This window comes from Nocardia sp. NPDC051929 (assembly GCF_044548645.1).
GTDB classification, from domain to species: Bacteria; Actinomycetota; Actinomycetes; order Mycobacteriales; family Mycobacteriaceae; genus Nocardia; species Nocardia sichangensis.
Window position 1 is genome coordinate 146397 of record NZ_JBIUCG010000014.1, and the last position, 21568, is coordinate 167964.

The window sequence follows — 21568 nt, forward strand, 5'->3', positions numbered from 1 at the left end:
AGTCAGATCAGGTTCTGCGCGAGTCCACGCGCGACGAACCGGCCGTGCCCCGCGTGCCCGAGGTAGCCGCCGTCGTCCACGACGACCCGGCCCCGGGACAGCACCGTGTCGACGTGACCGTCGATCTCGAATCCCTCGTAGGCCGAGTAGTCCATGTTCATGTGGTGGGTCTTGCCGAAACCGATGCTGGTGTGGCCGTCCGGGTCGTAGATGACGATGTCGGCGTCCGCTCCCGGGCTGATCACCCCTTTGCGCGGGTACATGCCGAACATCCGGGCCGGTGTGGTGCAGCAGACCTCGACCCAGCGTTCCAGCGGGATCCGGCCGGACCGGACGCCCTGGAACATCAGATCCATCCGATGCTCGACGCCGCCGATACCGTTGGGGATCTTGCTGAAGTCGCCGAGCCCCATCTCCTTCTGGCCCTTCATGCAGAACGGACAGTGATCGGTGCCGACGGCCGTGACGTCGCCGGTGCGCAGGTAGCGCCACAGCTTGTCCTGATGCCCTTCGGCCTTCGATCGCAGCGGTGTGGAGCACACCCATTTGGCGCCCTCGAAACCCGGCGCGCCGAGCTGATCCTCGAGCGAGAGATACAGGTACTGCGGGCAGGTCTCGCCGAAGACGTTGCGCCCGGCGTCGCGGGCGGCGGCGATCTGAGCCAGCGCCTGCTCGGCCGACACGTGCACGACGTACAGCGGCACGCCGGTCAATTCGGCCAGCATGATCGCGCGGTGGGTGGCCTCCTCCTCGAGCTGCCACGGTCGGGTCGTGCCGTGGAAGTACGGCGCGTTGTCCCCTCGCGCGAGCGCCTGTTCGACCAGCACATCGATGGCTATCCCGTTCTCCGCGTGCATCATCACCAGCGCGCCGAGTTCCGCCGCTGACTGCATGGCGCGCAGGATCTGGCCGTCGGTGGAGTAGAAGACCCCCGGGTAGGCCATGAAGAGCTTGAAGCTGGTGACGCCCTCGGCCACCAATTCGCTCATGCCCTTCAAGGATTCGTCGTCGACGTCGCCGATGATCTGATGGAAGCCGTAGTCGATCGCGCATTGCCCGGCCGCTTTCGCGTGCCAGGCGGCCAGCGTGTCCTGGACCCGTTCCCCTTGCCGCTGGACGACGAAGTCGATGATGGTGGTGGTGCCGCCCCACGCGGCCGCGCGGGTGCCGGTCTCGAAGGTGTCGGAGGCCTCGGTCCCACCGAAGGGCATCTGCATGTGGGTGTGACCGTCCACGCCGCCGGGGATGACGTATCTGCCGGTCGCGTCGAGCACGCGATCGGCGGACGCGGCGAGATCCGCGCCCAGCGCGACGGAGCCCGGCCGCAGGACGGCGGCGATGGTCTCGCCGTCGACGAGCACGTCGAGCGGCTGCGCTCCGGTGGCGGAGACCACCGTGCCACCGTGGATGAAGGTGCGCGCCATGTCGTTCTCCCCGGTCTCAGGGGGCCACCAGCGGCCCGTAGGCGTCGGGGCGCCGATCGCGGTAGAAGGCCCAGCGGTCGCGCACCACCTTGATCAGGTCCATGTCCAGATCACGGACGACCAGCTCGGGGTCGGTATCGGAGGCGACCTCGCCGACGAACTTGCCTTCGGGGTCGACGAAGTAGCTGGTGCCGTAGAAGTCGTCGTCGCCGTACTCCTCGGCGCCGACCCGATTGATGGCACCGATGTAGTACTCGTTGGCTACCGCGGCCGCCGGTTGTTCCAGTCTCCAGAGGTAACCGGACAAGCCGCGCGACGTGGCCGACGGATTGAACACGAGTTCCGCACCGGCGAGGGCCAGCGCGCGCCACCCCTCCGGGAAGTGCCGGTCGTAGCAGATGTAGACGCCGACCTTGCCCACCGCCGTGTCGAACACCGGCCAGCCCAGGTTGCCCGGCCGGAAATAGAACTTCTCCCAGAACCCGTGCACGTGCGGAAGGTGGTGTTTGCGGTACTTGCCGAGATAGCTGCCGTCGGCGTCGATCACCGCCGCCGTGTTGTACAGCAGACCCGGCTGTTCCTGCTCGTACACCGGCAGGATCATCACCAGGCGCAATTCTTTCGCCAGTTCCGCGAATCGTTCCGTCGTCGGCCCCGGGACGGATTCGGCGTAGTCGTAGAACTCCGTGTCCTGCCGCTGGCAGAAATACGGGGCGTAGAACAGTTCTTGGAAGCAGATCACCGCGGCTCCGTGCGCGGCGGCGCGGCGCGCGTAGTTCTCGTGCGCCGCGAGCATCGACTCCTTGTCACCGGTCCAGTTCGTTTGGACCAGCGCCGCTCGAACGATTCCCATGCCTCGTTATACGTCACCGGGAACCTGTTCCGTTGTCCGACGAGTGCCTGGAGGCATTTTGTAGCCAATCCGTGGCAACCGCGGTTACGGCGGCATCCCGACCTGCCCGTGCTCGAGTAATCGAGCCGTACTCCCCCACTTGGTCGGGCGAGATGGAATGATTCGCGCTGCATCGTCCGGTGCGCAACCCCGAGTGAAGGAGATTTTCAGCGGTGAGCAGCGAAGTGCAAGCGCGAGAACTCGTCAACGGCCGGCGCACGGGGCGCCGGGGCGTGCCGTGGCGATCGCTGCGGATCCTCGGGGTCCTCGTCGTCGGCGCGGCGCTGGTCGCGTCCGCGACCGGTGTCGTCTCGGCGACCCCGTCGCCTGCTCGGGAGCAGGGCCCGGCCGGCTGTGGCGTACCGACCGCGGGGCAGCCGAACGGTAAGCAGTGGCCCGCCGAACCCGGCATGACCATCGATCCCAACGCGCAATACACGGCGACGCTGATCACCACTTGCGGCACCGTGACCGTCGCCCTGGACGCCGCCCACGCACCGCGCACCGTCAACTCGTTCGCGTTCCTGGCCGGGGAACGGTACTTCGACCACACGAAGTGCCACCGGATCACCACCGACGGCATCTACGTCCTGCAGTGCGGCGACCCCACCGCGACCGGCATGGGCGGGCCCGGCTATCAATTCCCCGACGAGAACCTGGCGGGCGCGACCTACGCGGCGGGCACGATCGCGATGGCGAACGCGGGCCCCGGCACCAACGGCAGCCAGTTCTTCCTGGTCTACCGGGACGCGCCGCTGCCGCCGAACTACACCCCGTTCGGCCGGGTCACCGCGGGCATGGACGTGCTGAACGCCATCGCCGCCGCCGGAGTCAAGGACGGCTCGTCGGACGGCGCACCGGCCGCCGACGTGGTGCTCGATTCCGTCGCCGTCCGCAACTGAATTCCGGACGACCATGGTGGCGGCGTCCGATCGTCGCCGCCACCATGGTCGTCAGCGGGACCGGCTCGTCCGCCCGCTCGGGGGCTCGAACGAATCGGTCAGGACACCGCGGCGCGCCGACGCAGCAGCAGCGCCATCGCCGGCTCGACGAACCGGCTGACGACCGGCCCGAGCACCGCCATCAACAGCACGTAGGTTGTGGCCAGCGCGGCGAATTCGGCGGGGACCGCGCCAGCGGCCACCGCGAGACCCGCGATGACGATCGAGAACTCGCCGTGGGCGACCAGGGCGGTGCCCGCGCGCGCCCGGCCCAAGCGGCCCGCACCGGCCCGCTTGGCCGCCCACCATCCGGTGGCGATCTTGCTGGCCGTCGTGACCAGTGCCAGCAGGCACGCCCAGCCCAGCACCGGCGGAATGCTCGTCGGGTCGGTGCTCAGGCCGAACAGCACGAAGAACAGTGCGGCGAACAGGTCGCGCAGCGGTTCCAGGAGCTTGGTGGCGTTGTGCGCGGTGGAGTCCGAGATCGCGATGCCGAGCAGGAACGCGCCGACCGCCGCGGACACTTGCACCGCGGAGGCCGCGCCCGCCACCAGCAGCGCGGAACCCAGCAGCTTCAACAGGAAGATCTCGCGGTCGGCGCTGTCGACGATCGCGGAGACGTAGCGGCCGTAGCGCAGCGCGACGATCAGCACGACCGTGACCGCCGCCAGGGCGATGGCCAGCGTCTTCAGTCCGGCGAGGAAACCGACTCCGGCCAGCACCGCGGTCAGCACCGGCAGGTATCCGGCCATCACCAGATCCTCGAACACCAGGATGGACAGGATCACCGGCGTTTCCCGGTTACCGAGCCTGCCCAGATCGTTGAGCACCTTCGCGACGATGCCGGAGGACGAGATGTAGGTGACCCCGGCCATCGCGATGGCGCCGGTGAACCCCCAGCCGAGCCCGAGCGCGACGAGCACACCCGGCGTCGCGTTGAGCACGATGTCCACCACGCCCGCGGCCCACGATCGGCGCATGCCCGTGACCAGTTCCGGCGCGCTGTATTCCAGGCCTAGCAGCAACAACAGCAGGACGACGCCGATTTCGCTGGCGAGATGGATGAAGTCGTCCACCTGCCGCAACTCGACGAGGCCACCGGTGCCGAACACCAGTCCGCCGATCAGATACAGCGGGATGGGCGACATGCCGATGCGCGCGGCGATCCGCCCGAGCAGGCCGAGGCCGAAGAACACCGCGCCCAGCTGGATCAGCGCGAGCGCGGTCTCGTGTGCGACCATGCGCTCAGCCGTCTAACAGGATCTTGGCGGCGGCCTCGAGGCCCTCCACTGTGCCGACGACGACCAGCACGTCTCCGGCGGTGAAGGTGAAGTCAGGCCCCGGCGAGGGAATCGGCTGACCGCTGCGGACCACGGCGACGATGGACGCCTTCGTCCGGGTGCGCATCTGAGTTTCGCCCAACCTGCGTCCGTCGAAGCGGGAGCGGTCCGGGATGGACAGCTGCCGGGTGGTCAGTCCGGTGAACTCGCGGTGTTCCTCGCGCAGTTGTTCGACCAGCTGCGGCGCGCCGAGCAAGCTGGCCAGCACGGCCGCCTCCTTCCCCGACAGCGGTACCTGTTCGGTCTCGTCGGGGTTGTCCGGCTTGCTCACGATGAGGTCCATCGTGCCGTCGCGATGGTCGATCACCCCTATCCGGCGTCGTGTATTGGTCAGCGGAAAATCCTTGCGCACACCTATACCCGGCAGGGGTGTCACCTCAACATTCACGACCCCACCCTATCGACCCACCCGTTACGACCCGTCGACGGGTGACCGAATTGTCCGTATTTCTCGCCGTTTCCGCACGCCACTCCGGCCTTGCGAGTTGGACCACGGTTCACCGCCCGTGGTAAGAGAAATGACGTGTCCCGTTCATGCCTCCGTCGCCGAGCCGTTGGATTCCGTTTCCGCGACGACCGCGCCGCGCGAGTCCGGTGACGGTCGCCCGAGCGGTGAATCGGTTGCTCCGGCCGGGTGCGGTCGCCACCGCGGCGGCCGTGCCGCGGGCGGGCGCCGGCGGGTACCGGCACGATCTGGACGGGCTGCGCGGCGTGGCGATCGCGCTGGTCGTGGCGTTCCACATCTGGTTCGGCCGGGTGTCGGGCGGCGTGGACGTGTTCTTGGCGCTGTCCGGGTTCTTCTTCACCGGCTCGCTGCTGCGCGGCGTGGCGGCCACCGGCACGGTCCGTCTCGCGCACACCGCTCGCCGGCTCGCCCGCCGATTACTGCCCGCTCTGGTCACGCTTCTGGCGGCCGTGGTCGCGGCGACCGTGCTGCTTCGCCCGTTCACCCAGTGGGGCGAGATGGCGGCGCAGACGCTGGCGTCGCTGCTGTACTACCAGAACTGGTATCTGGCGCTGTCCTGGTCGGACTACCTGGCCGCCGATCCGTCGGTGAGCCCGTTGCAGCATCTGTGGTCGATGGCGGTGCAGATGCAGTTCTACCTGCTCGCACTGATCGTCGTGGCGTCGGTCGCTGGCCTGTGCCTGCGTTTCGCTCGCCCGGGGGCAGTGCGTCCGGCCTTGGCGATCGCGCTCGCCGCGGGCGCGGTGGCCTCGTTCGTCTACGCCGCGCACGGTACCGCGGTGCATCAGGGCTGGAACTACTACGACAGTTTCGCCCGCGCCTGGGAACTCCTCGCCGGGGCGCTGCTGGCGATCGTCGCGCCCTGGCTGTCACCGCCGCGTTCGGTGCGGGTCGCGGCCGCCGTCCTCGGCGCGGTCGCGGTGCTCACGTGCGGTTGGTTGATCGACGGCGCCGATCGGTTCCCCGGTCCCGCCGCGCTGGTGCCAGTCGGGGCCACACTGGCGCTGATCGTCGCGGGCGGCGATCTCGCCGCCGCGGATCAGCCACTACCGAACCGGCTGCTCGGCGCACCGGCCGCGGTGCGCCTCGGCGAACTGTCCTACGCGCTGTATCTGTGGCACTGGCCGATTCTGATCTTCGTCCTGGCGCGGACGGGAGCCGCGACCGCGGGACTCGGCGTGGGTCTGGGCGTCGTCGGGGCGTCGCTGGTACTCGCCTACCTGACCAACCGGTTCATCGAGGAGCCGCTACGAGTGCGGTCCGGTCGTCCGGCCGGAAAGACGCCCGCCCGCGGACGCCGCACCGGCCGGCTGGTCGCCGCGCTCGGCATCGCGGTACTCGCGGCGGCGCTGGGCGAGCAGGTGGTGACCAAGGCGAATCCGCCGCGAGCGGTGGCCGGGCTGGACTCGGCGCGCTATCCCGGCGCGGAAGCACTGGTCAACGGCGTGAGCGCGCCCGAGGCTCCGATGCGGCCGAGCATGTACGAAGCGCCGGCGGACGCGGCCTACCCCTCGCGCGACGGCTGCATCGCGGACTGGGATACCCGCGAGGTCATCACCTGCACCTATGGCGACGCCGCCGCGGAGCGCACCATCGCGGTGGTGGGCAGCTCGCATGCCGAGCATTGGGTGCCCGCGCTCGACCTGCTCGCCCGCGAGCACTCCTTCCGGGTCGAGGTCTACCTGAAGATGGGCTGCCCGCTGACCGTGGCGGCGGAACCGATGTACAAGGGTGAAGCGAATCCGGACTGCCGCGACTGGTCTGTGGAGGTGATCGACCGCCTGGGCGTCGAACGCCCGGAGTGGGTGTTCACGACAGCGACCCGCCCTCGTGACGGCGCGGGTGACGAGACCCCGGCCGACTATCTGGACGTCTGGACCCGCCTGGCCGACCGCGGACTCAACGTGCTCGCCATCCGTGACACGCCGTGGCTGCGCCGCGACGGCGTGCGGTACCGGGCCATCGATTGCCTCGCCCAGCACGGCGACCGGATCAGCTGCGGGATGCCGCGCGCGGAGGCGCTGAACGCGGTCGATCCGGCGCTGGAGTTCGCCGCCTCGTTCCCCAACGTGTTCCCGCTGGACCTGTCCGACGCGCTGTGCGAACGCGACGTATGCGCGGTCACCGAGGGCAACGTCCTGATCTACCACGACGAGCATCACCTCACCGCCAGCTATTCGCGGTCGCTGGCACCGGAACTCGGCAGACAGTTGTCGCCGATCCTCGGCTGGTGGTGAGCCGGAACCGGATCAGTTCAGCCGCAGCATGCCCGGCCATGCTCGCGACCACGGCACGAGCGGTCGCGCGCAACGCCAGACAGTGACGCCGCGGGTGACCCCCGGGAACCCGAGACGAGCGTCGACCTGCCCGATCGCGGTCACCTCGGCACAGTGCGCGCGCACATCGGCCTCAGTGCCACCCACCCACAGCACCGTCGTCGCCGTGTCCGGCGGGGTGCCGAAGTAGCCGAACCCGCGATTCGGACTGAAGACGGCGGGCAGGCCATGGGTCGCGCGCGCGAGGTCCAAGGCGCTTGCCTGCCAATAGGAATCGGCGATCACCACGGCCGAAGCCCGTTCCGGCTCCGGCAGCGCCGCGTAGGCCGCCGCGGTCCCGGCCGCGAGTTCGGACCAGCCGAACCGACCGTAGACCGCGATCTCCAGCCCCGCCTGGGCTTGGGTGTCGACCGGGTCGATGTCGGATTCCGGGCGCAGGGGCAGCGAGAAAATCACCAGCGCAACGGATATCGCGGCCACCGCAACGGTGAGGGTCACACGCGATCGCCGCCGGTTCTCCATCCACCGCACCGCACCGACCGCGATCAGCGCTCCGTAGCAACCCGCCGCATAGTACGGTCGTCCACCGGTCGCGATGAAGACCATGATCAGCACCAACGGTAGGACACCGAGAAAACGGTACGGCCGCAAGCTTTCGGCACGGAACAGAGTCCACACCCCGTACACCAGCAGCAATCCACCGATCAATCCGGCGGAGGCGAGCGCGAGCGGCAGCCAGATGTAGCGCCCGCCGATCGTGGCCTGCTCCGCGGCGACCACACCACCCAGACGCAGCTGCGGCCACCCGTGCGCCGCCTGCCACACCAGGCTGGGTACCGAGGTGAGGACGACGATCGCGGCGCCGCACCACAGGGCGGGGCGGCGCAGCAGCTCACGCGGTCCGTAGATCGCCACCCCGATCACCAGTGCGAGCCAGAAGAAGGGAATCAGCCACTTGACCTGCATATCCACCGCGGTGAACAGCGCCGAGGCCAGCAGCAAACCGTCGTGGCGGGTGCGGACCCAGCGGATCACCAGCCAGCTCACCACCACCCACAACGCCGTGTCGATCGTATTGGTGGCCAGCTGATCACCCTGCACCAGCAGGAACGGCGAGGTGGCATACGCGGCCGCGGCCAGCACCTGCGCCGGGCGACCGCCCTCGAACTCCCTGGCGATCTGGGCGGTCACCACCACCGCGGCCACGGTGACGAGCACGGCCGGAAGACGCAGTGCCACCAGCGAATCCGGGGCGAGCAGATCCGTCATCCGCGCGATCGCGGGTAGCAGCGGCCCCTGATCGGCGTAGCCGACCGCGAGCCTGCGGCCTGCCGCGACGAAATACAGCTCGTCGCCGAAGAATCCGTACCGCCCGATGGAAACCAGCAGCGCGACCGCAGCCAGCGCCGCCACCGCGCCGACTCCGCCGAAGGCGAACGAGGGCAACGGTGTCGTGGCATCGTCCCGGCGCCGCGGGGTGTCCAGTACCTCAGTCATCCTTACCCGCTTTCCGGGTCGCCGTGTCGAACAACCGGCACACGTGTGCCGCGTACGCGTCCATCGCGAAGTCCTGTTCCCGGACCGCCCGTCCGGCGGCGCCATCGATGGCGTCGCGGATGGACTTGGCCATCAAGAGCGGATCGAACTCGCCGAACTCGCCGGTGCGCTGCCCTTCGGTGAGGATGTCGACCAGCGGCACGATGATGTCGCGTTCACCGTCGGCGGAGGCGAACTTCGGGTTGCCTTCCGCGTCCCGCAGATTCGTCACCACCTCGACCAGCGCCGCCACATACGTGGTATTCGCATCGATGAAACCGAGGTTCGATTGGAGGTAGGCCAGCAGGCTCGCGCGCGGTCCGGCCGCCGCGCCGACCCGTGGCGCGATGTACTCCGCGGCCGAGACGTAGAGCTGGACCACCAGCTGCGTCATCAGATCGTCCTTGCCCTCGAAGTGATACGAGATGACGCCCTTGGAGATGCCCGCGCGCTCGGCGATCCGCGCCAGCGAAGCATTCGCGTACCCGACCTCGGAGATCACCTCCACCGCGGAGGCGATGATCTGCCGCCGTCGCGCCTCTTCGATGAAAGACCGCCGTTGGCCACTCGTACTGTTTTCTGGCCGCATGGTCAAATTTTAGCACGAGCGGACTGTAGACCTGCTGATGAGCGACGACGCCGAATGGAGCGCCGTCGAGAGTCATCCGGATACGAGTGGTGTGCGGCCGTCGCCGTGCACCGTCACCTGCGCCCTGGACAGCGAAAGGGCCGCGTCTCCGGGGAGACGCGGCCCATCGTGGTCGGCGGAACCTTTACAGGTACTGACCGGTGTTCGACTCGGTGTCGATGGCGCGGCTGGCACTGGCGTTCTTGCCGGTGACCAACGTGCGGATGTAGACGATCCGCTCGCCCTTCTTACCCGAGATGCGTGCCCAGTCGTCCGGATTCGTGGTGTTGGGCAGGTCCTCGTTCTCGGAGAACTCGTCCACGATCGAATCGTAGAGATGCTGGATGCGCAGACCCGGGTTGCCCGTGTCGAGCACCGCCTTGATGGCGTACTTCTTGGAGCGGTCCACGATGTTCTGGATCATGGCGCCGGAGTTGAAGTCCTTGAAGTACAGGACCTCCTTGTCACCGTTGGCGTAGGTGACCTCCAGGAAGCGGTTGTCCTCGCTCTCGGCGTACATCCGGTCGACGACGCGTTCGATCATGGCGTTGATGCACAAGACCTTGTCGCCGCCGAACTCGGCCAGGTCGTCGTCGTGCAGCGGCAACTCCTGGGTGAGGTACTTCGAGAAGATGTCCTGCGCCGACTCCGCGTCCGGACGCTCGATCTTGATCTTCACGTCCAGGCGGCCCGGCCGCAGGATCGCGGGATCGATCATGTCCTCACGGTTGGAGGCGCCGATCACGATGACGTTCTCCAGGCCCTCGACACCATCGATCTCCGACAGCAGCTGCGGCACCACCGTGGTCTCGACATCGGAGGAGACGCCGGAGCCGCGGGTGCGGAAGATGGAATCCATCTCGTCGAAGAACACGATCACCGGCGTGCCTTCGGACGCCTTCTCGCGGGCCCGCTGGAAGATGATCCGGATGTGACGCTCGGTCTCACCCACGAACTTGTTGAGCAGCTCGGGGCCCTTGATGTTCAGGAAGAACGACTTGGCTTCCTTGGCATCCTCACCGCGCGCCTCGGCGATCTTCTTGGCCAGCGAGTTGGCCACCGCCTTGGCGATGAGCGTCTTACCGCAGCCGGGGGGACCGTAGAGCAGCACACCCTTCGGCGGACGCAGCGCGTACTCGCGGAAGAGGTCCTTGTGCAGGAACGGCAGCTCCACCGCGTCGCGGATCTGCTCGATCTGCCTGCCGAGACCGCCGATGTCGCTGTAGTCGACGTCGGGCACCTCTTCCAGCACGAGGTCCTCGACCTCGGCCTTTGGGATGCGCTCGAAGGCGAAACCGGCCTTCGTGTCGACCAGCAGCGAGTCGCCCGGCCGCAGCTTGCGGATGGGGGAATCGGGATCGTCGAGGTCGTCCATCTCGGCGACCTTCGCCAGCGGGCCTGCCAGCCACACCACACGCTCCTCGTCGGCATGGCCGACGACCAGGGCGCGACGACCGTCGTCGAGGATCTCCCGGAGGGTGCCGATCTCGCCGACCGCGTCGTAGTGCCCGGCCTCGACGACCGTGAGCGCCTCGTTGAGGCGGACGGTCTGACCGTATTCGAGCGTCGAGGTCTCGATGTTCGGTGAACACGTCAACCGCATCTTGCGACCCGAAGTGAACACGTCGACCGTCTGATCGTCGTACACACCGATCAGAATGCCGTATCCGCTCGGCGGCTGACCCAGCCGATCGACCTCCTCACGCAGCGCGACCAGCTGCTGGCGCGCTTCCTTGAGGGTGTCCATCAGCTTCGTGTTGCGAATGGTCAGCGAATCGATGCGGGCTTCCAATTCCCGTGTGCGATCCGGCGAATCGGCGAGTTGCCTTCGGAGTGCAGCCGCCTCGGCGCGCACTGCCTCGAGCTCTCTCCAGGCCGCCGAATCCGAATTCTCGATGGGGCTCATGTGCTGCTCCTCCCAGTCCCGGTCTATCAACGCTACCGGGCGCGACCCGTTCTCGCTTTCCGACATGGTTTCGTGGTGATCACATCTGGGCCGCGATCGGCGGCCGGATCACCATGTTAGCCTGCCCTAACCCGACCCTGGCGAGCCTCCTCGCCGCTCGAGCCGAAAGGTTGCCGACCATGCTCCTTCCCGCGAGAACCCTGCGTTTTTCCCTCGTCACCGCCGCGGCGGCGCTGGCCATCTCCGGCGCGGTGGCGGCGTGCGGCTCCGACGACGACTCCACCGGCGCGGCGACCTCGGCCGCCACCAGCACCGCCGCGTCGGGTACCCACGATCACTCCGCCCATGCGACCGGTGCGCCGACCGCCGATACCTTGCAGGCCGTGCTGGTAAAGCTCACCGATCCGACTGTACCCACCCCCGAGAAGGCCAAGCTGATCGTCAACGGTGAAAAGCGCACAGCGAACATCGACCAGATGAACAAGGGCCTGCAGGGCTACGCGCTCACCTTCGCCGTCGCCGACATCACCACCCAGGGCAACACCGCGAACGCGCAGGTGACCATCACCTCCCCGCATGGCGCCGCCCCCGCCGTGCCGCTGAGCTGGGAAAACGTCGACGGCACCTGGAAGCTGACGGACGCGAGCGGCTGTCTGCTGCTCGGCTTCGCGCAGGCGCCCTGCGTCCCGGCCTGAGTCGGCCACCACCTCGCCCGCCCGGCCGCGCTCAGCCCTTCGAGGGCCTGCGCTGCGGCTTGGGCGTGACGGTGCCCTCGGCGAGCCTGCGGGCGCTGACCAGGAAGGCGGTGTGACCCTGCATGCGGTGCTCGGGCCGCACGGCGAGGCCGACCACATGCCACGGTCGCACCAGCGACTCCCAGGAGCGTGGCTCGGTCCAGCACTCCTGCTCGCGCAGCGCTTCGACCACTTTCGACAGCTGGGTGACGGTGGCCACATAGACGATCAGCACGCCGCCCGGCACGAGCGCCTTGGACACCGCCGGTAGCGCATCCCACGGCGCGAGCATGTCCAGTACCGCGCGATCCACCGGCTCTCCGGTGTAGTCGGCCACGTCACCCACGGTCAGCGACCAGTTCGCCAGCCGCTCGCCGAAAAACGTCTCGACGTTGCGGATCGCGTGCTCTGCGTGGTCGGCGCGGATCTCGTAGGACACCACCTGTCCCTGCGGCCCCACCGCCCGCAGCAGCGAGCAGGTCAGCGCACCGGACCCCGCGCCGGCTTCCAGCACACGCGCGCCGGGGAACATGTCGCCCTCGTGCACGATCTGCGCGGCGTCCTTCGGGTAGATCACCGCGGCGCCGCGCGGCATGGACAGCACGTAGTCGATCAGCAGCGGACGCAGTGCGAGATAGGGCGTGCCGTTGGTGGAATGCACCACGCTGCCCTCGTCGGCACCGATCAGGCTGTCGTGCTTGATCCCGCCGCGATGGGTGTGGAATTCCTTGCCCGGCTCCAAGACCACCGTGTACAGGCGTCCTTTGGCATCGGTCAGCTGCACCCGGTCACCGATGGTGAATGGCCCGGTCCGTCTGGCCGTCATGAATCTCCGTTCCACTTGTCGGAATCGTGCTGTGACGCACCGGCGTGTCGGTGCCGCCGGATAGCCTGCCAGGTATGTGCTCGCCCGTGTCCACGCCCCCTGCCGACGACGCGCGGACCGCCCGGCCCGATCCGACGGCCACCCGCGCCCGGCCCGCGCTCTCGCCTTCCCGGGCAATGGATTTCAAGCAGTGTCCGCTGAAATACCGCTTTCGCGCGATCGATCGGATACCGGAGCGGCCTTCGGTGCACGCGGTGCGCGGCACGGTGGTGCACGCGGTGCTGGAGGACCTCTACGGGCTGCCCGCGGCCGAGCGGGTGCCCGAGCGCGCCGAGGCCCTGGTGCCGACGGCGTGGGCGCGGGTGCACGCCCAACAGCCGGAGGTGGCGGAACTGGTCGCCGCGGGGCAACTCGACGCGTTCCTCGAGGAGGTGCGCGCGCTGGTGCGCCGCTACTACCGGCTGGAGGATCCGACCCGGTTCGATCCGGAGTCGCGCGAAGCGCGGGTGGAGGTGGAACTGGCCGACGGCGCGCCGCTGCGTGGGTTCGTCGACCGGATCGACCTCGCGCCCAGCGGCGCCCTGCGCGTCGTGGACTACAAGACCGGCCGTGCGCCGGGGCCGACGCAAGAGACCAAAGCGCTGTTCCAGTTGAAGTTCTACGCGCTGGTCGTACTGCGCACCCGCGGCCTGGTGCCCGCCCAGCTGCGGCTGATCTACCTCGCCGACGAGCAGATCCTCACCTACGCCCCCGAGGAGCAGGAGTTGCTGCGCTTCGAGCGCACGCTCTCGGCACTGTGGGCGGCCATTCTCGAGGCGGGCCGCACCGGGAACTTCCAGCCGAACACCAGCTGGCTGTGCTCGTACTGCGACTACAAGCCTTTGTGCCCGGCATTCGGCGGCACGCCGCCGCCCTACCCTGGCTGGCCGAGCGGCGGCGTCACCGAATCCCCGGACGAGACCCTGGCCGAAGCCGTCTCGGACTGACGAGCTAGTGGCCCAGCGCGGCCACCAGGAAGTCCAATGACGTCCCGCGCTCGCCGAGCAGGAAAACCGCTCCGATCAGGACCACGACCAGTACCGCGTCGCCGGCGATGATGAACAGGTTTCGTATCCGCGTCCACGCCGTGCCGCGCGCGGGGACACCGTCGGCCGCCGGGGTGGTCGCTCGTCGGCCCGGCTCCGCCGCGGCCTTCTCGTCGTTGATCCTGTCCGACACGCCCGACAGTCTTCCCGATGAGGCCGGTGGTTTCGAGCCGACCCGCGTATTCGGCCGGTGAACATTTCCCGAACGGCGGGCCGCCCGGCCCCGATGTCCAGGACCGGGCGACATCGCGTGCCCGAGTTTCGGCTGCGTATCCATAGGGCCGACGCTCAGGCGGTGAAATTGTGGAACAGCAGCACCGAGAGTCCGAGGCCCACCGCGAGATTCACGACCGCCGCGGACCCGAACACCACGACCGGCCGCCAGCCCGCTTCCCGCAGTCCGCGCAGCGAGAACTCCAAGCCGATGGAGACGAACGCGAAGATCAGGAACCAGGTGCGCAGATCGTTGATGATCGCGATGTGCGCCGCACCGGACTTCTTGTCCACCGCCTGCAGGTACAGCGTGCCGATGACCGAGGCGGCGATGAAGCCGAGCACGAACTTCGGGAACCGCTCCCAGAACTGGCGCGGCGAGGGCCGCACCGCACCGGGCGCCCGCTCGACGCGCAGCGTGAAGTACGCGGTCAGCGCGATGGCGACCACACCGATCAGCGCGTTCTGCGTGGTCTTGACGATGGTGGCGATCTGCAGCGCCTTCTCCCCCGCGATCGCGCCGGAGGCCGCGACCGCCGCCGTGGTGTCGATATTGCCGCCGATCCAGGCGCCCGCGACCGCGTCCGACAAGCCGAGCACCTCCGCCAGCCAGGGCAGCAGGAAGATCGAGGGCAACGCGAAGACGATTACCAGCGAGGCCGCGTAGGCGATCTGCTCGCGCCGCGCCTGCACCGCGCCCGCCGCGGCGATGGCCGCGCTGACACCGCAGATCGACACCGCCGAGGACAGCAGCGCGCGCAGCTTGTCGTCCAGCCCGAGGCGTCCGCCCAGCCACCAGGTGAAGCCGAACACGGCCGTGATCAGCAGCAGCGCTTGCAGGATCGACGGACCCGCCGCGGTGACCAGGACCTTCAGGTTGATCGAAGCGCCGAGCAGCACCACGCCGGTCTTGATGAAGAATTCGGTGCGGAATCCCGCCGAAAGCCGGTCGCGCAGTGCGAGTTTGCTCAGCACGACATTGCCGAGCAGACCAAGGGCGATGGCGTACACCGGGTATTCGACGGACTTGGCGACACGCTGGAACGGAGTGCCCACTGCCCACTGCGGGACGTGTGTCTCGAAGTAGCGGGTGAGGGCGCCGAGCACGATCACGACCGCGATACCGGCCGCGATGGTCCCGGCGGTCGGCCGGGACGTCGCCTGCACCGCTTCCGTCTCGGATGACGGGATTCCGCCGGGCGCGGCCACGCCGGAATCCTTGTCCGCCAAAGCCTTCGATTCCTTCGCCGATTCGGCGCCGGTCTCGGCCATCACGGCACCAGCCAATCCGGAATCGCGCCGAGCAGGACCAGCGCGATCAGGATCAGCCCGGCGATCGCCGCCAGCCAGTCCTCGTTCCAGGTGAATGTGCTGCCCGACTGCTCCTCGGGTGGTGACTGTGACACGGGGGCTCCTTGCGTTTCCTCATCGAGAGGCCGCACGGTAGCAACCCCCGGTCACAGGGCACACCGATTGCGCTCAGCCTGAACGAATCAGGCGTATCGGACGAATCCGGCGTTCAGAATGCGCGGCAGGAGCGGATGTCCGTGGCCAGGATGGCTTTCGCGCCCAGATCGGCCAGCTTGTCCATCAACTCGTTGCTCTGCTTGCGCGGCACCAGTGCGCGGACCGCGACCCAGCCGGTGTCGGCCAGCGGCGCCACGGTCGGCGATTCCAACCCGGGGGTGATGACGAACGCCTCGTCGAGCAAATTCTTCGGGCAGTCGTAGTCCAGCATGACGTACTGCTGGGCGAAGACCACGCCCTGGATCCGGGCGACGAGCTGATTCCGTGCCCGGTCGCCGCGATCGGCGTCCTTGCGCTCGACCAGCACACCCTCGGAGTCGCACAGCGATTCACCGAACGCGACGAGGTTGTGCTGGCGCAGCGTGCGCCCGGAGCCGACGACGTCGGCGATGGCGTCGGCGACGCCGAGCTGGATGGAGATCTCCACCGCGCCGTCGAGGCGGATCACCTCGGCCTCGATGCCGCGGCCGCGCAGATCGTCGAGCACCAGGTTCGGGTAGGAAGTGGCGATGCGCTTGTCGGCGAGGTCCTCGACCTTCCACTCCCGTCCGGCCGGGGCGGCGTAACGGAAGGTGGAGCGGCCGAAGCCGAGGGCGAGCCGTTCCTGCACCGGTGCGCCGGAATCGAGGGCGAGATCACGACCGGTGATGCCGAGATCCAGCTCCCCGGAACCGACGTAGATCGCGATGTCCTTGGGTCGCAGAAAGAAGAACTCGACCTGGTTGGCCGGGTCGAGCACGGTCAGATCGCGGGAATCCGTGCGCTTGCGGTAGCCCGCCTCGGCGAGGATCGAGACGGCGGATTCGGAGAGGGCGCCTTTGTTGGGGACTGCGACGCGCAGCATGGAGGGAGTCCTTTCGGGAGGAGAAACGGGGTGTCGGACGGCCGTCATCACAGATGTCGGTACACGTCTTCGAGCTTCAGCCCGCGACCCACCATCAGCACCTGCACCCAATACAGCAGCTGGGAGATCTCCTCGGCGAGCGACTCGTCGCTCTCGTGTTCGGCGGCCAGCCACACTTCACCGGCCTCCTCGAGCACCTTCTTACCCTGGGTATGCACGCCTGCGTCCAGCGCGGCAACGGTTCCGGACCCCTCGGGGCGGTTGACCGCACGATCCTGCAGTTCGGCGAACAGGGATTCGAAGTTCTTCACGATGAGCCATTGTTTCAGACCCGGATGCGGGTCTGTTGCTCCGGCCCACGATGGCCGGTAACGGCGACCGCCCGGTTCCTCCACCCCTGACCGGGGGCGGAGGAACCGGGCGGAAAGCGGCTAGTTCCCGGCGAGCAGCGCCTGCAGGTCGGCGACCGCCGTGCGGAGGTGGTCGGCGAACGCGTGCATCTGGTCGGCGACCGGTTTCGGAGTGGCCAGGTAGAGATTCCAGCGGTCCGGCAGCAGGACGTAGGCGATGCCGATGCAGCGGGGACTGGTGGAGCCGAAACCGAAGTAGCGGATGTTGACCGACGGCGCCGAGCTGGTGCTCAGGTAGTCGTCGCGCATGATCGTCCAGCCGGGGCTGTCGTAGAGCGGGATCGGGTCGATGACGCCCAGTTCCGCGCCGCGGCGGCGCTGGATCCACTGCAGCTCCCACAGGTGCTGCTCGGGCGCGTCACCGGCCTGGCACTGCTTGGCCCGCTCCACGTGCGCGGACGCGGCCGTCCGCGCCGCGGCGAGCTTCGCCTCGGCGCTCGCGTCCTGGTCCTGCATCGCGTCCACGAAGGCGATCATCTCCGGGGTGATCACCCGCATGGCCTCGGTGCGGCCGTTGCGGTACTGCCTGGTCGCGATGGACTCGTAGGTCGCGCCGGTGAGCCCCTTGCTGCGCCGATGGGCCAGCTGGTAGCTCAACTGCGCGAACGCGTCCGGCGAGATGCCGAGTTGCTTGGCCCTGGCGGTGCCGAAGTCCGGGAACGACACCGTCTGGGTGGCGTTCGCCGCGGCGTACTGGGCGAAGGCGGCGGCCGCCGCGGCGATATCGCCGCGCTGCGCCTCGTCGAGCAAGAACTCGACCGGCTCCACCGCGGGCAGTCCCTGCGCCTGTGCGCCGGAGTGGGCGGCGTGTTCCGGCACCGAGGTTTCCAGCAGGGTGTCCACGAACGACAGGATGGTGGTGCCGTCGAGTCCGCAGTGCTCGACATTGATGCCCGCCTGTCCGTCGGCGAAGACGACGAAGGACACCGATTTGTCGAACCACCGGTTCGCGCTGTCACCGTGCAGCAACTCGTCGCAGGCGTGCAGTTCGTCGCGCGGGGCGAAGTCCTCGAGGCAGACGGCGAACAGCGCGGTCTCGATGGTGTCCAGCGCCGCGGCGTTCGCAGGCTCGGCCAGCAGCCGCTGCCTGCTCTGGGCCCATTCCGCGCGGGCCTTGGTGGTGAGGTGCCCGACGGCGGTGTCGGTGCGGGCCGGGCGGGCGCCCGCCTTCAGCACCGCGCGCAGCCCGTCGGCGAGATCCTCCGGCGAGTACGGCGCTCCGTCCGGGCCGACCACGTCCATCCGGAACGTGCTGCCGTGGAAGAACACCACGATGTGCCGGGCCTGCGAGTGACCCGGCCATTCCGCGCTGTAGGGGACCCGGACCGTGTCCTGCTCCACGCCGGGAATCCTGGTCTCGGAGAACAGGTACTTGTTCTGCCACATGGACAGCTGCTGCCCGCGCTGGGTCACCGGCGGGATGGCCTCCCGGTCGAGGGCCAGCTTGTAGTCGACGGCGGCGGAGATGATGCCCGCCGCCCGGTCCACCTGAGTCGCGGCGGTGGAGGCGGCCAGTGGGGTGTCGTCCCGGAACAGGAAGAAGAAGTTCGCGTTCAGGGCGATCCGGTCCCGCCTGCCCAGGTATCGCGACGGCCAGAACAGGTCGAGCCAGCTGCCGACGCCGGGCGTCGCGTCGTACTCCGCGAGCGCCGCGTGCAGCGTGCGCCCCGGACCGTCGGGTCGCAACAGGTCGTCGACCGCGGCCCGGGTGGCGGCGATCTCGTCGGCGGTCAGCAGCGGCTCGCACCACTGCAGGAACCGGCCACAGCTGTCCTCCAGCGTCGGCAGGGGCACCCGGGGAAGGTGGTCGTCGGCGGCGAAGGTGCGTTCGGTCAATGCGAGTCCTCGGTGTCGGCGTGATGTTTCGGCAGCGGCCTCGACACGTACAGGTTGGCATACAGCCAGCCCTGGTCTTCCCGGCCGGTCGTGTCGATCCCGTTGGCGGACAGGGTGTTCAGCACTTGCGCCTGTTCGGCCGCGGAGGCGAACCTGCGTTGCTCGTACAACCCCGGCGCGTGCTCGGTCCGGTAGCCGAGCGCGGCGAGTTCCGCCTCGATCGGTGCGAAGTCGAACATGCGCAGTACGAAGTGTGCCATCCACGGCCGCCTGCGCGGGTGCGCGGTGGCCACTCGGGTCAAGGTTTTCTCGGTGATGTACCCGACGCAGCCGGTGGAGACGACCAGATCGGCGGTCGCGAGCAGGGCGCGCTGCTCGTCGGTCGGCTCGCCGGACTCGAGGTCGGCGTGCACGACGTCGTGCAGGAGCCCGGCCTCCCGCGCGTACTCCAGGGCTGGGCGGGCGGCGTCCATGCCGAGGAAGCGGACGTCCTCCACCGCGGCCCGCCCCGCCACGCGGTCTCGGTCGCGCCGGATCAGACCGGCCCGATCGGTGTCGGCGGCCGCGTAATGCTCGGCCAGCTCGCCGATCGTGGTGTCGAGGCGCAGCAGCGCGGCGTTCACGCCGTAGGAGCAGCCGAGGTCGAGCACGGTCGGCACGGCGACCCGGGCGGACGCGCGGTATTCCCGAATCTGTTGCTGGAAGAACGGTTTCGCCAGTTCCGGAATGCGGTAGTCCAATTCGGACATGCGCGCGTAGTAGGCGCGCGGATCGGGGCGGACGTAGATATCGTCGAAAGACGCTTTCCCGGTGGTGTCTAACGGCACTGGCACTGTCGGTCCTCTCGGGTCGAGCTCGGTCAGTCGAGCCGTTCGGCTCAGTCGAGCAGTCGATCGCCCCGGACGGCGTCGGCCGCGGCGGCTAGGTGGTCGGGTAGCACGCGGCCGAACAACTGCCGGGTGCGCTCCACCGTGCCGACCATCCCGGGACGATCGGTGTAGGCGAAAATGGCCGAATGGCGCTGACGCGCACCGTCGACGGGTGAGACGCGGTGCAACGAGAAGCGACCCTGGAACAGCTGCAGGTCGCCCGGACGCAGTTCGAGCCGCTGGACGAATCGCTCGCCGGTGCCGGTGAGCACGGCGCGGACGTCGTCGAGGTGTTCCGCCTCGGGTGTGCGGATGTTGGGGCAGTACTCGAAGACGCCGCCCTCCTCGGCGGGCTGGGTCAGCATCGAGACGGTGAATTCGTTGGTGTCGAAATGCCAGGGGTGCGACATGCCCGGCGCGACGACGTTCAGGCACAGTCCCGCCAGGGGATCGGCGAATTCGTGCAATTCCGACAGGTCGAAGCAGTCGGCGACGAATCGCTGGAACAGCTCGTCGGTGTAGAGCCGGTGGATCAGCGCGTCGGCGGGGATGCGGTCGCGGGGCACGAAGGCGTTGCCCCGCTCGAGCACGATCCGGCCCGGATGGTCCTCCGGCAGGTCGGCGTCCAGCGGAATGTTGTAGGCGTTGACCCGCTCGACCTCGTAGTGCGCGTGCGGGGCCATCAGCTCGCCCTGCGCCCGCAACGTGTCGGTCAGTTCCGGGCGGATGAAGCCACGCAGCACGGTGCAGCCGGTGTCGGCCAGTTCCGCACGGGCGCGCCGTACCGCTTCCCGCAGCGCGGGTCCTTCCGCCTCCGCCAGGGGATACCGTCCGGTATCTACGATCTCGTCGAGGACGCCCAACGCTGCCATGGCGTCATTTTGGTGGAGCGGTCGCCGACACGCCCGGGATTCGGCGAGATTGCCGGTGATCACGGTCACACCTATCATCTGCACGCACACCCGTTGCGGCACAGTAACTCTCGGCATGGCCGGTGCGCCGATGTCGCGCAACCCGGCCACCCGGATGGCTCAACCCCGCACGCGCAGAGCGTTTTCGAGTTCCGCGACGGTCAACCCGATCAGCGAATCCCGGAACACCCGCCCTGGCGCGTGCGGCACGGGAATCTCGCACGGGACGACCACCACCGCGCAGCCCGCGGCCTGCGCCGCACGCGTACCGGTCGGCGAATCCTCCACCGCCACACACTGTTCCGGATCGAGCCCGAGCAGCTCGGCAGCGCGCAGGTAGACATCCGGCTCCGGCTTGCCGTGCGCCACCTCGTCGCCGCAGACCGAGACATCGAAGAAGTCCCGGCCCAGCGTGTCGAGACCGAACTCCGTGAGCGACCGCTTGGTATTGGTGACGAGCGCGCTGGCCAGCCCCGCCGCGCGTACCATGGCCAGCGCGTCCTTCGCACCAGGCCGCCACGGGATGGGGCCGGTCATCAATTCGGTCACCCGCCGCTCCAGGAACTCCCCCGCCGCACGCAACGAGTCCGGCGTGGGCTCGATACCCAAGCCGGTGAACATGATCCGCAGCGCGTTCGGGCCGGACGCCCCGATCAGCGCGTGCCGGATCGCATCGGTCATCTCGTGACCGTGCTCACGTGCCAGTTCCCGCACCGCGACATCCCAGAGCTTCTCCGAGTCGAGGAGCGTGCCGTCCATGTCCCAGAGCACTCCGGCCAGTCGCGCTGTCACGTTTCGGTCCTTCTCCCAGCTCTCGTCCATGTCGCGGGCACCGTTGCGAACCTTCCGAGATCACCCGGCCGCCGCACGAACCGTACCGCCGGGACGGAGCCGCTCCGCAGCC

At 68.6% G+C, this 21568-nt stretch carries 21 protein-coding genes; 4 read left to right on the forward strand and 17 right to left on the reverse strand.

What is annotated here, in order from left to right:
• Positions 1–2 precede the first annotated feature (2 nt).
• Entirely contained in the window at positions 3–1424 is a 1422-nt protein-coding gene (gene hydA / locus ACIHAX_RS20300) for a dihydropyrimidinase (protein WP_397279013.1), read from the reverse strand.
• Between the two features lie 16 nt (positions 1425–1440).
• Positions 1441–2277 (reverse strand): nitrilase-related carbon-nitrogen hydrolase, encoded by an 837-nt coding sequence (locus ACIHAX_RS20305; RefSeq protein WP_355077532.1) that lies wholly within the window; start codon positions 2275–2277, stop codon positions 1441–1443.
• A 212-nt stretch (positions 2278–2489) separates the two neighbouring features.
• Here ACIHAX_RS20305 and ACIHAX_RS20310 point away from each other — a divergent pair, with 212 nt between their 5' ends.
• A complete protein-coding gene (locus ACIHAX_RS20310; protein ID WP_397279015.1) occupies positions 2490–3218 on the forward strand; it encodes a peptidylprolyl isomerase in 729 nt (242 codons plus the stop codon).
• A 98-nt stretch (positions 3219–3316) separates the two neighbouring features.
• Here the strand turns inward: ACIHAX_RS20310 and ACIHAX_RS20315 are convergent, their stop codons facing one another.
• A complete protein-coding gene (locus ACIHAX_RS20315) occupies positions 3317–4498 on the reverse strand; it encodes a cation:proton antiporter (RefSeq protein WP_355077528.1) in 1182 nt (393 codons plus the stop codon).
• A 4-nt stretch (positions 4499–4502) separates the two neighbouring features.
• Positions 4503–4985: a TrkA C-terminal domain-containing protein gene (locus ACIHAX_RS20320; RefSeq protein WP_355077526.1), complete on the reverse strand. Its 483-nt coding sequence runs from the start codon at positions 4983–4985 to the stop codon at positions 4503–4505.
• A gap of 224 nt (positions 4986–5209) precedes the next feature.
• Here ACIHAX_RS20320 and ACIHAX_RS20325 point away from each other — a divergent pair, with 224 nt between their 5' ends.
• Positions 5210–7300 carry an acyltransferase family protein gene (locus ACIHAX_RS20325; protein WP_397279017.1) on the forward strand — a complete coding sequence of 697 codons (2091 nt, stop codon included), beginning with the start codon at positions 5210–5212 and terminating at the stop codon, positions 7298–7300.
• Between the two features lie 12 nt (positions 7301–7312).
• Here the strand turns inward: ACIHAX_RS20325 and ACIHAX_RS20330 are convergent, their stop codons facing one another.
• The 3 genes from ACIHAX_RS20330 to arc all read right to left on the reverse strand — a co-directional run bounded on the left by ACIHAX_RS20330 (position 7313) and on the right by arc (position 11409).
• Positions 7313–8836: an ArnT family glycosyltransferase gene (locus ACIHAX_RS20330; RefSeq protein ID WP_397279019.1), complete on the reverse strand. Its 1524-nt coding sequence runs from the start codon at positions 8834–8836 to the stop codon at positions 7313–7315.
• Positions 8829–9464, reverse strand: a complete 636-nt coding sequence (locus ACIHAX_RS20335) for a TetR/AcrR family transcriptional regulator (RefSeq protein ID WP_397279021.1) — start codon at positions 9462–9464, stop codon at positions 8829–8831. The genes ACIHAX_RS20330 and ACIHAX_RS20335 overlap by 8 nt, the downstream gene beginning before the upstream one ends.
• Positions 9465–9648: 184 nt before the next feature.
• Complete coding sequence (gene arc, locus ACIHAX_RS20340; RefSeq protein WP_364428343.1) at positions 9649–11409, reverse strand: proteasome ATPase; 1761 nt, start codon at positions 11407–11409, stop codon at positions 9649–9651.
• A gap of 179 nt (positions 11410–11588) precedes the next feature.
• Here arc and ACIHAX_RS20345 point away from each other — a divergent pair, with 179 nt between their 5' ends.
• Positions 11589–12104, forward strand: a complete 516-nt coding sequence (locus tag ACIHAX_RS20345; protein WP_364428346.1) for a hypothetical protein — start codon at positions 11589–11591, stop codon at positions 12102–12104.
• Between the two features lie 31 nt (positions 12105–12135).
• Here ACIHAX_RS20345 and ACIHAX_RS20350 read toward each other — a convergent pair whose 3' ends face one another.
• Positions 12136–12969 (reverse strand): tRNA (adenine-N1)-methyltransferase, encoded by an 834-nt coding sequence (locus ACIHAX_RS20350; protein ID WP_397279023.1) that lies wholly within the window; start codon positions 12967–12969, stop codon positions 12136–12138.
• Positions 12970–13043: 74 nt separating this feature from the next.
• Between ACIHAX_RS20350 and ACIHAX_RS20355 the strand changes: the two genes are divergently transcribed.
• Complete coding sequence (locus ACIHAX_RS20355; protein WP_397279025.1) at positions 13044–13955, forward strand: RecB family exonuclease; 912 nt, start codon at positions 13044–13046, stop codon at positions 13953–13955.
• A gap of 4 nt (positions 13956–13959) precedes the next feature.
• Here the strand turns inward: ACIHAX_RS20355 and ACIHAX_RS20360 are convergent, their stop codons facing one another.
• From ACIHAX_RS20360 to ACIHAX_RS20400, 9 genes are all read right to left on the reverse strand, one after another.
• Complete coding sequence (locus tag ACIHAX_RS20360) at positions 13960–14187, reverse strand: hypothetical protein (protein WP_355077513.1); 228 nt, start codon at positions 14185–14187, stop codon at positions 13960–13962.
• A gap of 155 nt (positions 14188–14342) precedes the next feature.
• Positions 14343–15539: a putative sulfate exporter family transporter gene (locus ACIHAX_RS20365; RefSeq protein ID WP_355077512.1), complete on the reverse strand. Its 1197-nt coding sequence runs from the start codon at positions 15537–15539 to the stop codon at positions 14343–14345.
• Positions 15539–15673, reverse strand: a complete 135-nt coding sequence (locus tag ACIHAX_RS20370) for a hypothetical protein (protein WP_355077510.1) — start codon at positions 15671–15673, stop codon at positions 15539–15541. Before ACIHAX_RS20370 ends, ACIHAX_RS20365 begins: the two co-directional genes overlap by 1 nt.
• A gap of 113 nt (positions 15674–15786) precedes the next feature.
• Positions 15787–16638, reverse strand: coding sequence for an ATP phosphoribosyltransferase (gene hisG, locus ACIHAX_RS20375; RefSeq protein WP_356962033.1), 852 nt, complete (start codon positions 16636–16638; stop codon positions 15787–15789).
• 47 nt (positions 16639–16685) lie between these two features.
• Complete coding sequence (locus ACIHAX_RS20380; protein ID WP_039798430.1) at positions 16686–16949, reverse strand: phosphoribosyl-ATP diphosphatase; 264 nt, start codon at positions 16947–16949, stop codon at positions 16686–16688.
• Between the two features lie 120 nt (positions 16950–17069).
• The gene (locus tag ACIHAX_RS20385) at positions 17070–18884 is read right to left on the reverse strand and encodes a choline/carnitine O-acyltransferase (RefSeq protein ID WP_397279028.1); all 1815 of its coding nucleotides are present in this window, start codon (positions 18882–18884) and stop codon (positions 17070–17072) included.
• Positions 18881–19717, reverse strand: a complete 837-nt coding sequence (locus tag ACIHAX_RS20390; RefSeq protein WP_364428360.1) for a class I SAM-dependent methyltransferase — start codon at positions 19715–19717, stop codon at positions 18881–18883. The genes ACIHAX_RS20385 and ACIHAX_RS20390 overlap by 4 nt, the downstream gene beginning before the upstream one ends.
• Before the next feature lie 44 nt (positions 19718–19761).
• Complete coding sequence (locus tag ACIHAX_RS20395; RefSeq protein WP_364428363.1) at positions 19762–20625, reverse strand: arpA protein; 864 nt, start codon at positions 20623–20625, stop codon at positions 19762–19764.
• 159 nt (positions 20626–20784) lie between these two features.
• Positions 20785–21486, reverse strand: coding sequence for an HAD family phosphatase (locus ACIHAX_RS20400; RefSeq protein WP_364428366.1), 702 nt, complete (start codon positions 21484–21486; stop codon positions 20785–20787).
• Between the last annotated feature and the right edge of the window lie 82 nt (positions 21487–21568).

Excerpts from the sequence above, each read along its gene's own strand:
- hydA (WP_397279013.1), bottom strand. The coding sequence starts at position 1,424 with ATGGCGCGCACCTTCATCCACGGTGGCACGGTGGTCTCCGCCACCGGA.
- ACIHAX_RS20305 (WP_355077532.1), bottom strand. The coding sequence starts at position 2,277 with ATGGGAATCGTTCGAGCGGCGCTGGTCCAAACGAACTGGACCGGTGAC.
- ACIHAX_RS20315 (WP_355077528.1), bottom strand. The coding sequence starts at position 4,498 with ATGGTCGCACACGAGACCGCGCTCGCGCTGATCCAGCTGGGCGCGGTG.
- ACIHAX_RS20330 (WP_397279019.1), bottom strand. The coding sequence starts at position 8,836 with ATGACTGAGGTACTGGACACCCCGCGGCGCCGGGACGATGCCACGACA.
- ACIHAX_RS20335 (WP_397279021.1), bottom strand. The coding sequence starts at position 9,464 with ATGCGGCCAGAAAACAGTACGAGTGGCCAACGGCGGTCTTTCATCGAA.
- arc (WP_364428343.1), bottom strand. The coding sequence starts at position 11,409 with ATGAGCCCCATCGAGAATTCGGATTCGGCGGCCTGGAGAGAGCTCGAG.
- ACIHAX_RS20345 (WP_364428346.1), top strand. The coding sequence starts at position 11,589 with ATGCTCCTTCCCGCGAGAACCCTGCGTTTTTCCCTCGTCACCGCCGCG.
- ACIHAX_RS20350 (WP_397279023.1), bottom strand. The coding sequence starts at position 12,969 with ATGACGGCCAGACGGACCGGGCCATTCACCATCGGTGACCGGGTGCAG.
- ACIHAX_RS20355 (WP_397279025.1), top strand. The coding sequence starts at position 13,044 with ATGTGCTCGCCCGTGTCCACGCCCCCTGCCGACGACGCGCGGACCGCC.
- ACIHAX_RS20365 (WP_355077512.1), bottom strand. The coding sequence starts at position 15,539 with ATGGCCGAGACCGGCGCCGAATCGGCGAAGGAATCGAAGGCTTTGGCG.
- hisG (WP_356962033.1), bottom strand. The coding sequence starts at position 16,638 with ATGCTGCGCGTCGCAGTCCCCAACAAAGGCGCCCTCTCCGAATCCGCC.
- ACIHAX_RS20395 (WP_364428363.1), bottom strand. The coding sequence starts at position 20,625 with ATGGCAGCGTTGGGCGTCCTCGACGAGATCGTAGATACCGGACGGTAT.
- ACIHAX_RS20400 (WP_364428366.1), bottom strand. The coding sequence starts at position 21,486 with ATGGACGAGAGCTGGGAGAAGGACCGAAACGTGACAGCGCGACTGGCC.